Source organism: Streptomyces sp. MBT53, assembly GCF_016654115.1.
In the GTDB taxonomy this organism is placed as follows: Bacteria; Actinomycetota; Actinomycetes; order Streptomycetales; family Streptomycetaceae; genus Streptomyces.
Map to the genome: position 1 here is coordinate 1 of NZ_JAEQAZ010000263.1, position 9,662 is coordinate 9,662.

Sequence of the window (9,662 nt, forward strand, 5' to 3'; positions counted from 1 at the left end):
CCTCAAACGCCGGAGGGGCTGATTCGGGGTCGCTGTACCTCGTAGAAGAAGCAGCCGTACTCGACGGCCCGGACGTGGACGAGGACCACGTCCGGGTCGGTGAAGGCCCGGTGGAAGGCCTCGTCGTCGACGGTGTCGACCAGTTCGCCGCCGAGGATGTGGCCCTCGGCCGAGTAGCGGCGCAGCACCCGGTGGTCGTCCGCGAAGGGGTGACCGGAGCCGGCCGCAGGCCCCCCGCACTCCTCCGCGTGGATGAACACCGGTCCCTGCTCGTCGTACGCCCCCGGATCCACCCCCGTTTCCGCCGCCCAGCGGCGCAGCGGGGCGTAGGAGACCAGGGCGATCCGCTCCCCCCGCTCGCTGCGGCGCAGGCAGCAGCGGAGCGGAGCGCCGCCCTCCTCGTCGAGTGAGGGAACCATTCCGCGCCCCGCATCGTCAGCAGAGCGCAGCTCCTTCAGAACCGTGGGGTCGATGGGTCGTGCCGTGTACGTCGTCATGACTCCAGGCTCGCGCTCGTCCGCCCCGCTGACCGGCGGGATACGGACATCGCGTTCGGGTCAGGTCCCGTGGAAGGATGGCGCAACCCACACATAACGAGGAGATGACCGCGTGCCTGGCACAAACCTGACTCGCGAAGAGGCGCAGCAGCGGGCGACGCTGCTCACCGTTGACTCGTACGAGATCGATCTCGACCTCTCCGGCGCGCAGGAGGGCGGGACCTACAGGTCCGCGACGACGGTGCGCTTCGATGTGACGGAGGGTGGCGCCGAGTCCTTCATCGACCTGATCGCCCCGGCCGTCCACGAGGTGACGCTGAACGGCGACGCCCTCGACCCCGACGAGGTCTTCAAGGACTCGCGGATCGCGCTGGCCGGACTGTTGGAAGGGCCCAACGTCCTGCGGGTCGTCGCGGACTGCGCTTACACCAACACCGGTGAGGGACTGCACCGGTTCGTCGACCCCGTCGACCAACAGGCCTACCTCTACACCCAGTTCGAGGTCCCGGACGCGCGCCGCGTGTTCGCGAGCTTCGAGCAGCCGGACCTGAAGGCCACCTTCCAGTTCACCGTGAAGGCGCCGACGGGCTGGACCGTCGTCTCCAACTCCCCGACGCCCGAACCCCGGGACGACACTTGGGTGTTCGAGCCGACGCCGCGCATCTCGACGTACATCACGGCGCTCATCGTCGGGCCGTACCACTCCGTCCACAGCGTGTACGAGAAGGACGGGCAGAGCGTCCCGCTCGGCATCTACTGCCGGCCCTCGCTCGCCGAGTACCTCGACTCCGACGCCATCTTCGAGGTGACCCGGCAGGGCTTCGAGTGGTTCCAGGAGAAGTTCGACTACCAGTACCCGTTCAAGAAGTACGACCAGCTGTTCGTCCCGGAGTTCAACGCGGGCGCGATGGAGAACGCGGGCGCGGTGACCATCCGCGACCAGTACGTGTTCCGGTCGAAGGTCACGGACGCCGCGTACGAGGTGCGGGCCGCCACGATCCTGCACGAGCTGGCCCACATGTGGTTCGGCGACCTGGTCACCATGGAGTGGTGGAACGACCTGTGGCTGAACGAGTCGTTCGCCACCTACGCCGAGGCCGCCTGCCAGGCGTACGCCCCCCAGTCGCGCTGGCCGCACTCGTGGACGACTTTCGCCAACTCCATGAAGACGTGGGCCTACCGGCAGGACCAACTGCCCTCCACCCACCCGATCATGGCCGAGATCAACGACCTCGACGACGTCCTCGTCAACTTCGACGGCATCACATACGCCAAGGGCGCGAGCGTCCTGAAGCAGCTCGTCGCGTACGTCGGCATGGACGAGTTCTTCGCGGGCGTGCAGGCGTACTTCAAGCGGCACGCGTTCGGCAACACCCGGCTCTCCGACCTCCTCGGCGCGCTGGAGGAGACCTCCGGGCGTGATCTGAAGACCTGGTCGAAGCTGTGGCTGGAGACGGCCGGCATCAACATCCTGCGTCCGGAGATCGAGACCGACGCCGACGGTGTCATCACCGCCTTCGCGATCCGCCAGCAGGCCCCGGCGCTCCCGGAGGGCGCGAAGGGCGAGCCCACGCTCCGCCCGCACCGCATCGCGGTCGGCCTGTACGAACTCGACGAGGACACCAGCAAGTTGGTGCGCGACGAGCGCGTCGAGCTGGACGTGGACGGCGAGTTGACCGCCGTACCGCAGCTCGTCGGCAAGCGCCGCCCGGACGTGGTGCTGCTCAACGACGACGACCTGTCGTACGCGAAGGTCCGCCTCGACGAGCAGTCGCTGGCCTTCGTCACCGAGCACCTGGGCGACTTCGAGTCCTCGCTGCCCCGCGCCCTGTGCTGGGCCTCGGCCTGGGACATGACCCGCGACGCCGAACTCGCCACCCGCGACTACCTCTCCCTCGTCCTGTCGGGCGTCGGCAAGGAGTCGGACATCGGTGTCGTGCAGTCGCTGCAGCGGCAGGTGAAGCTCGCCATCGAGCTGTACGCCGACCCGGCCGCCCGCGAGGCGCTGCTCACCCGCTGGACGGACGCCACGCTGGCGCATCTGCGCTCGGCGGAGGCCGCGAGCGACCACCAGCTGGCGTGGGCCCGGGCGTTCGCGTCCACGGCCCGCACGCCGGAGCAGCTCGACCTGCTGGACGCCCTGTTGGAGGGCACGCAGACGATCGAGGGCCTGGCCGTCGACACCGAGCTGCGCTGGGCGTTCGTCGAACGCCTCGCGGCCGTCGGCCGGTTCGACGAGGCGGAGATCGCCGGCGAGTACGAGCGGGACAAGACGGCCGCCGGTGAGCGTCACGCGGCGACCGCCCGGGCCGCCCGTCCGACCGAGGAGGCGAAGGCGGAGGCCTGGGCGCAGGTCGTCGAGTCCGACAAGCTCCCCAACGCCCTTCAGGAAGCGGTGATTTCGGGCTTCGTCCAGACCGACCAGCGCGAACTGCTGGCGCCGTACACGGAGAAGTACTTCGCGGCGGTCAAGGAGATCTGGGACGCCCGTTCGCACGAGATCGCCCAGCAGATCGCGATCGGCCTCTACCCGTCGATCCAGGTCTCCCAGGACACCCTGGACCGCACGGACACCTGGCTGACCACCGCCGAACCCAACGCGGCCCTGCGCCGCCTGGTCTCGGAGTCCCGCTCGGGCGTGGAGCGCGCCCTGAAGGCCCAGGCGGCGGACGCGGCCGCTTCGTAGTCACTTCGTCTACGGCCATGAGGGCGCCCGGCGTGCAGCCGGGCGCCCTTTGTCGTCCCTCAGCCCGGGAACATCCCGCCCGTGACATTCACGAACGTGCCGGTGATGCTCGCCGCGTGGTCCGAGGCGAGGAACACGGCGGTCGCGGTGATCTCGGCGAGGGTGGGGTTGCGGCGGGTCATGCGCAGGCTGGAGAGGTGGTCCAGGATCCCCTGGATCGCGGCCTCGTTGAGGTCGGGGTTGACCTTGCCGAGCTTCTCGATGGTGAGCGTCTCGGGGATGCCCGCGGCCCAGATCCCGACCGCGCGCACCCCGCGCGGGCCCAGCTCCATCGCCAGGTTGCGCACCAGGCTGTCGGTCGCCGCGTCGGCGGGACCGGTGCCGCCCATCATCGGACTGCCGTGCGCGGAACCGCTGTTGAGGGTGAGGACGACACCGGACCCCCGTTCGGCCATGCGGCGGGCGGCGGCGCGGGCGGTGATGAAGTTGGCGCGAGTGCCGTTGATCACCGGCGCCAGGAAGGCGTCGACGGGCATGTCGGTGATCGGCAGGCCCTGGACGTCGCCGCGCGAGACCAGGTTGAAGGACACGTCGACGTCCCCGACCCGGGCGAGGTGTTCCTCCACGGCCGTCTCGTCCAGCGCGTCGAGGACGGCCACCTCGGCGTCCTTGATGTCACTGGCTACGGCCTCCAGCGTCTCCAGAGTCCGTCCCACGAGGTGGACACGGGCGCCCTCGGCGGCGAAGGCACGGGCGACCGCGCCGCCGATCGAGCCGCCGGCGCCGTAGATGACCGCGGTCTTGTCGGTGAGCAACATGGTGAACTCCTAGTGGGTCGAGATGTACGTGTCGTTCGTGTCGGCCATACAGACGCACGGGGAGCCCACCACTCATCGGTCACAGCCGCAGCGGCAGTCCGAAGGCCGGGAACAGGTGCGGTTCGAAGGACGTGATCTCGGCGATCCGGTCGTCGGCGTCGAAGCGGAGCACGTCGAGAACCTGGGCGCGGTAGACGGTCGTACCGGGCCGTCGGACGTAACCCCCCGCCGCGAGTTGCCCGTTGGCGCGGGCGGGGAGATGGCGCCAATGCCCCAGGAACATGGGCGAGTCGGCGTCGAGACTGACGCTCAGGAACTCCACGAGCGCGTCACGGCCGACGAACCAGAACGGGTTCGGTGGCATGGTGAGGGTGACGTCCTCGCTGAGCAGCGTGGCGACCTCGGACAGGTCGAGGCGTTCGGCGGCGGCCATGTACCGCTTGACCAGGGCGCGTTGGTGCTCGGTGGGCCCCTCGGCCGTCCAGTCCGCACGGCGGCCGGGGAGCCGGTCGCGCAGGGTGGGGCGGGCGCGTTGCAGCGCGCTGTTGACCGAGGCCACGGTCATGTCGAGGGCCTCACCGGTCTCCACGGCGGTCAGCCCGAGGACGTCCCGCAGCACCAACACCGCGCGCTGGCGCGGCGGGAGATGCTGGACGGCGGCCAGGAAGACCAGTTCGAGGGTCTCGCGGGAGACGGCGGCGGCCTCCGGCTGCTCCTCGGCGGAGGGCAACTCGTCGTCGGGGTAGGGCTGCAGCCAGGTGATACGCGCGGGCGGCTCCCCGCCGCCGTGGTTCATGCCGGGCAACGGCTCGTAGCGCTTGGGGCGGCGGGCCGTACGGCGCTGGAAGTCCAGGCAGGCGTTGGTGGCGATGCGATACAGCCAGGTACGGGCACCGGCCCGCCCCTGGAAGGTGTCCCGGGCCCGCCAGGCCCGCAGGAACGTCTCCTGCACCAGATCCTCGGCGTCGTCGTACGACCCGGTCATGCGGTAGCAGTGGACCTGGATCTCACGGCGGTGGGACTCGACGAGCGCGGCGAAGTCGCCTTCGTCGAGGGGGACTTCGGCGACGGCGGGGACTTCCGTAACGGGTGCGTGGGTGACGGATTCCTGAGCGGTGTCGCGCGCCGTGCGGGCCACCCGCCGCAGCCGCGCGACGGTCGACGACAGGTCCGTCACCCCGGAGTAGAAGACGGAGGGCGGCTGTGGCACCAGCTCCTCCACCTGCCGCCCGATCTCCTTGATCAGCCCCTCGACACCGACCTCGGCACTCCCCCGTCGCTCCCGGTAGGCCTTCTGTCGGCAGGCGGCGGAGCAGTACACGGAACGGCGACCGGTACGGCCCGTCCGTGCGGTGAGCGGCTTGCCACAACTGGGGCAGGATTCATCGGCCACGGGCGCCTCCGGCGTTGCGTCACGGCGTTCCCGCGTGACGCTACCCCCCGAACGGAAACGGCAGGGGTACGCGCACCGAGTTGTCCGGCCACCGTGGCACCGAACGCCAGCGCCATCCCCGCCACCTGCACCGGCGTGAGCGCCTGCCCGAGCGCCGCCCAGCCGACGACGGCCGCGGTCAGCGGGGACAGCGGGCCGAGCAGGGTGACCTGGGTGGCGGAGAGCCGGCCGATGCCGCGGAACCAGAGCCAGTACGCGACCGCCGTGTTCGCCAGCGCGAGGTAGAGGTAGCCGCCGACCGCCCGGCCGTCGAGCGCGGGCGGCGCCCCCTCGACCAGGAGGGCGACGGGGGCTATGAGCAGTCCGCCGGCGGTGAGCTGCCAGCCGGTGAGGGCGAGCGGGCCGACGCCGTCCGGGCGGCCCCACCGCTTGGTCAGCACGGTGCCGGTGGACATCGAGGCCGTGGACGCGAGGGCCGCGAGCACACCGACCGGGTCGAGCGCACCGGCCGCCTTCAGTACGACGAGACTGACGCCGAAGGCCGCGAGGGCGCCGGTGAACACGCTCCGGGCCGTGGGCCGCTGCCCCAGCAGAACCGCCGAGAGGCCTACGACGATCAGCGGCCCGATCGACCCGACGACCGAGGCCATGCCGCCCGGGAGCCGATACGCGGACAGGAACAGCAGCGGGAAGAAGGCGCCGATGTTCAGCGCGCCGAGCACCGTCGCCTTCCACCACCAGGCCCCGCGCGGCAGCACCCGGGCCAGCGCGAGGAGCACCAGACCGGCGGGGAGGGCCCGCATCAGGCCGGTGAAGAGGGGGCGGTCGGGCGGGAGGAACTGGGTGGTGACGGCGTAGGTGGTGCCCCAGGAGATCGGGGCGAGGGCGGTGAGGACGATGGTGGTGGAGCGGTTCATGCCATCCCCTTCATACTCCTTCATACTTCTTCATAAGTAACTTGCCACTAATTAGCTTAGCCGCAAGCAACTTTCCGTCAAGTCACTTTCTTGCGGACAACCCGTCGCCCCGCCGATACTCGACGCATGAGTGCACGCCCGGAGCAGCGCAAGGACCCCGTCGACGCGATCGTCGAGCAGTGGGCGGTGGTGCGGCCCGACCTCGACACCGCCGCGATGGAGGTCTTCGGGCGGATCTTCCGGCTCTCCCGGGCCATGGGCGACAGCATGGAGAAGGCGTACGCGTCCTACGGCATCTCACGCGGCGAGTTCGACGTCCTCGCGACCCTGCGCCGCGCCGACGAGCCGTACACCCTCTCGCCACGCCAACTCTCGGCGACCCTGATGCTCACCACAGGCGGCATGACCGGCCGCCTCGACAAACTCGAACGCGCCGACCTCCTCCGCCGCTCCCCCGACCCGCACGACCGACGAGGACTCCAAGTGACCCTGACGGAGAAGGGGTTGACGTTGATCGACGAGGCGGTGGGAGCGGGTCTCGCCGCCCAGACGGCGGCCCTGTCCGGCCTCGACACGGAACAGGCCGGCCAACTGGCCGACCTGTTGCGGGAGTTGCTGTCGTCGACCGAGCGGTAGCCGCTCCTGGAAGGCCCGTTCAGCCGACATGCTCGGCCAGCGCCGCCCCGACCGCGGCCGGGTCGGCGTCGTCGGCCGCCCAGGCCACGTATCCGTCCGGGCGGACCAACAGGGCCGTACGGCGGTCGCTCGCCCAGCGTTCCGGGGTCAGTCGGTCGCCGTGGGCGCCCTTCGGGTCGTAGGCCTCCGGTGTGATCAGTACGAACCGGCCGCCGCGCAGGGCCTCGTAGAGGCGGGTGCCGTTCGCGAGGGAGATGTCGGGGGCGCGGGTGCCGGTCAGGTGGTGGGTGCCTCGGGGGGCCGGGTAGGCGTAGCCGATGCCGGTGAGTTGGCCGAGGGCCTTGCGGCGGGCCGGAGTCACGTGGTCGAGGACCGTGGTGAGGGTCGCGCGCAGGGCGAGGGTCCAGGGGCGCTTGGCCATCGCGAGGCGGACGATGCCGCCGCTGCTGCGCAGGACCGCCTTGCCGACCGGGTGGCGCTCGGACTGGTAGGTGTCGAGGAGGGTCAGGGGCGCGTGGCCGCCGAGCACCGCGGCCAGTTTCCAGCCGAGGTTGGCCGCGTCCTGGAGGCCGGTGTTCATGCCCTGGCCGCCGGCCGGGGTGTGCACGTGCGCGGCGTCGCCGGCCAGGAAGACGCGGCCCACGCGGTAGGCGGGTGCCTGGCGTTCGTCGCTGTGGAAGCGGGACATCCAGCGGGCGTCGCGCATCCCGAAGTCCGTGCCGAGCGCGAGCCGGGTGATCTCCCTGACCTCGTCGAGGTCGAGGGGCTCGTCGTCGGCGGCGTCGCGGGCGCGGTTCCAGCCGATGACGCGGTAGTAGCCGTCGCCGAAGGGCGCGATGAAGGCGAAGGCGTCGCCGACCGTGGCCACGGTGAGCAGGGTGTCGGGCTTCTCGTCGAGCAGGACGTCGGCGAGGACGACGGAACGGATGACGGACCGGCCGGGGAAGGGCAGCCCGATGGCGTCCCGTACGGCGCTGCGCATTCCGTCGGTGCCGACGACGTACGCGGCGTGAAGTGACTCGGACGGCCCGGTGGGTCCGCGGACCTCGACGGTCACGCCGTCCGCGTCCTGCGTCAGCCCGGTCAGCTCGGTCTCGTACCGGAAGTCCACCCCGGCCTCGACCGCGCGCCGCAGCAGCGCCTTCTCGACCTCGTACTGCGGGAGGACGAGGAGGTGGTTGAAGCGGGACGGGAGGGGGGTGAGGTCGATGGTGAGGCGGCCGAACAGGCGGAGCCGGTCGAGGGGTTGGCCCAGGGCTTCGAGCTCGTCGGCGAGGGCGCGGGCGTCGAGCTGCTCCAGGGTGCGGGCGTGCAGGACGAAGGCGCGGGAGAGGTTGCTGATCTTCTCGGGGCGCTTCTCCAGCAGGGTGACCGGGACGCCGGCGGCGGCGAGGTCACCGGCCAGGAGCAGGCCGGTGGGGCCGGAGCCGACGACGATGACCGGGGCGGCGGCGGGAACGGGGGCCGGGACGGGGGCGGTGTGGTTCATGGTGACCTCCTGGGGTCGACAGTGGTGTCAACGGTTGTTTGCCAACGCCTGTTGGCCAACGCTCGTTGATGAGACTAGGACCGCCTCCCTGGACTGTCAACACGTGTTGGCCTACGCTTGTTGGCATGAACGTCAGCGCCAGCACAAGCGACACGGGCTCAGGCCCGAGCCCCAACCCCCGCCGCTCCGACGCCACCCGCGCCGCCATCCTCGAAGCCGCCCGCGAGCGCTTCGCCGCCGACGGCTACGAGCGCGCCACCATCCGCGCCATCGCCAAGGACGCCCGGATCGATCCGTCGATGGTGATGCGCTACTACGGCAACAAGGAGGGGTTGTTCGCCGCGGCCGTCTCCTACGACCTGCGGCTGCCGGACCTGAGTTCGGCGGCGCGGGACGAGGTGGGCCACGCGCTGGTGACGCACTTCCTCGCCATGTGGGAGGAGAACGAGGAGCTGACGGCGATGCTCCGGGTCGGCGCCACGAACCAGGGCGGGGCCGAGCGGATGCAGGCGATCTTCCGGGAGCAACTGCTGCCGGTCGCACGGCAGGCGTGCCCCGACCCCGAGCAGGCGCCGACGCGGGCCGGGCTGGTCGCCTCCCAGCTCCTGGGGCTCGCGCTCACCCGCTATGTGCTGCGCATCCCGCCGACCGTGGCGCTGACCCGCGAGGAGATCACGGTCTGGCTCGGGCCGACGGTGCAGCGGTATCTGACCGCGCCGAGCCCGTGAGCGGACATGCCAAGGGCGCCCGCCTCACCGCTGTGGGTGATGCGGGCGCCCTTCGGAAAAGGTGGGGTCAGGCCTTCGTGCCGGTGGCGGACTTGGCCTTCGGCGCACGGTCCTTGGACTTGTCCAGCACCATGACGAGGCCCGCGATGATCGCGAACAGCGCGAGCGGGCACAGGACATAGAGCCCCAGCGTCTCGGCGACGCTCAGGCCGGAGCCCGGGTCGTCACCGTCGTCGCGGGTGAGCGCGAGCGCGGGGGACGTCATGAGCAGCATCATCAGCGTCGTACCGGCAGCCAGGGCGCCGGCGCGCAGGGCGTTCTTCTTGTCCACACCGCAAAAGTAGCGAACGCCCGAACGAGCCGCGCGCCCGGGGGTGCCGTATGGGGCGTAAGGGCGTCACGGCGCCCCTTCCGCGACTCCGTCCGGGCCTGGCCCCGCGCCCTCACCCGAGCCCGTTCCAGCACCCGCGCCCCCGCCCGAACCCGTTCCGGCACCCT

9 protein-coding genes are annotated in these 9,662 nt (G+C 71.0%); 3 read left to right on the forward strand and 6 right to left on the reverse strand.

Annotated features, from left to right (window positions below; genetic code table 11):
• Positions 1–2 precede the first annotated feature (2 nt).
• Positions 3–497 carry a DUF1203 domain-containing protein gene (locus tag JHN45_RS47025; protein WP_201055543.1) on the reverse strand — a complete coding sequence of 165 codons (495 nt, stop codon included), beginning with the start codon at positions 495–497 and terminating at the stop codon, positions 3–5.
• A 112-nt stretch (positions 498–609) separates the two neighbouring features.
• Here JHN45_RS47025 and pepN point away from each other — a divergent pair, with 112 nt between their 5' ends.
• Positions 610–3,183 carry an aminopeptidase N gene (pepN, locus tag JHN45_RS47030; RefSeq protein ID WP_201055546.1) on the forward strand — a complete coding sequence of 858 codons (2,574 nt, stop codon included), beginning with the start codon at positions 610–612 and terminating at the stop codon, positions 3,181–3,183.
• A gap of 59 nt (positions 3,184–3,242) precedes the next feature.
• On the opposite strand, the gene JHN45_RS47035 is transcribed toward pepN, so the two are convergent.
• From JHN45_RS47035 to JHN45_RS47045, 3 genes are all read right to left on the reverse strand, one after another.
• Entirely contained in the window at positions 3,243–4,001 is a 759-nt protein-coding gene (locus JHN45_RS47035; RefSeq protein ID WP_201055548.1) for an SDR family NAD(P)-dependent oxidoreductase, read from the reverse strand.
• 79 nt (positions 4,002–4,080) lie between these two features.
• Complete coding sequence (locus JHN45_RS47040; RefSeq protein WP_307783400.1) at positions 4,081–5,322, reverse strand: sigma-70 family RNA polymerase sigma factor; 1,242 nt, start codon at positions 5,320–5,322, stop codon at positions 4,081–4,083.
• Positions 5,244–6,311 (reverse strand): EamA family transporter, encoded by a 1,068-nt coding sequence (locus JHN45_RS47045; RefSeq protein WP_236584860.1) that lies wholly within the window; start codon positions 6,309–6,311, stop codon positions 5,244–5,246. The genes JHN45_RS47040 and JHN45_RS47045 overlap by 79 nt, the downstream gene beginning before the upstream one ends.
• Positions 6,312–6,437: 126 nt before the next feature.
• On the opposite strand from JHN45_RS47045, the gene JHN45_RS47050 reads away from it, so the two are divergent.
• Complete coding sequence (locus tag JHN45_RS47050; protein ID WP_200714848.1) at positions 6,438–6,947, forward strand: MarR family winged helix-turn-helix transcriptional regulator; 510 nt, start codon at positions 6,438–6,440, stop codon at positions 6,945–6,947.
• A 19-nt stretch (positions 6,948–6,966) separates the two neighbouring features.
• Here the strand turns inward: JHN45_RS47050 and JHN45_RS47055 are convergent, their stop codons facing one another.
• A complete protein-coding gene (locus tag JHN45_RS47055; protein ID WP_201055552.1) occupies positions 6,967–8,436 on the reverse strand; it encodes an FAD-dependent monooxygenase in 1,470 nt (489 codons plus the stop codon).
• A gap of 125 nt (positions 8,437–8,561) precedes the next feature.
• On the opposite strand from JHN45_RS47055, the gene JHN45_RS47060 reads away from it, so the two are divergent.
• Positions 8,562–9,164, forward strand: a complete 603-nt coding sequence (locus tag JHN45_RS47060) for a TetR family transcriptional regulator (protein ID WP_201055554.1) — start codon at positions 8,562–8,564, stop codon at positions 9,162–9,164.
• Between the two features lie 67 nt (positions 9,165–9,231).
• Here the strand turns inward: JHN45_RS47060 and JHN45_RS47065 are convergent, their stop codons facing one another.
• Complete coding sequence (locus JHN45_RS47065; protein ID WP_201055556.1) at positions 9,232–9,495, reverse strand: hypothetical protein; 264 nt, start codon at positions 9,493–9,495, stop codon at positions 9,232–9,234.
• Between the last annotated feature and the right edge of the window lie 167 nt (positions 9,496–9,662).

Excerpts from the sequence above, each read along its gene's own strand:
- JHN45_RS47055 (WP_201055552.1), bottom strand. The coding sequence starts at position 8,436 with ATGAACCACACCGCCCCCGTCCCGGCCCCCGTTCCCGCCGCCGCCCCG.
- JHN45_RS47050 (WP_200714848.1), top strand. The coding sequence starts at position 6,438 with ATGAGTGCACGCCCGGAGCAGCGCAAGGACCCCGTCGACGCGATCGTC.
- JHN45_RS47035 (WP_201055548.1), bottom strand. The coding sequence starts at position 4,001 with ATGTTGCTCACCGACAAGACCGCGGTCATCTACGGCGCCGGCGGCTCG.
- JHN45_RS47045 (WP_236584860.1), bottom strand. The coding sequence starts at position 6,311 with ATGAACCGCTCCACCACCATCGTCCTCACCGCCCTCGCCCCGATCTCC.
- JHN45_RS47060 (WP_201055554.1), top strand. The coding sequence starts at position 8,562 with ATGAACGTCAGCGCCAGCACAAGCGACACGGGCTCAGGCCCGAGCCCC.
- JHN45_RS47025 (WP_201055543.1), bottom strand. The coding sequence starts at position 497 with ATGACGACGTACACGGCACGACCCATCGACCCCACGGTTCTGAAGGAG.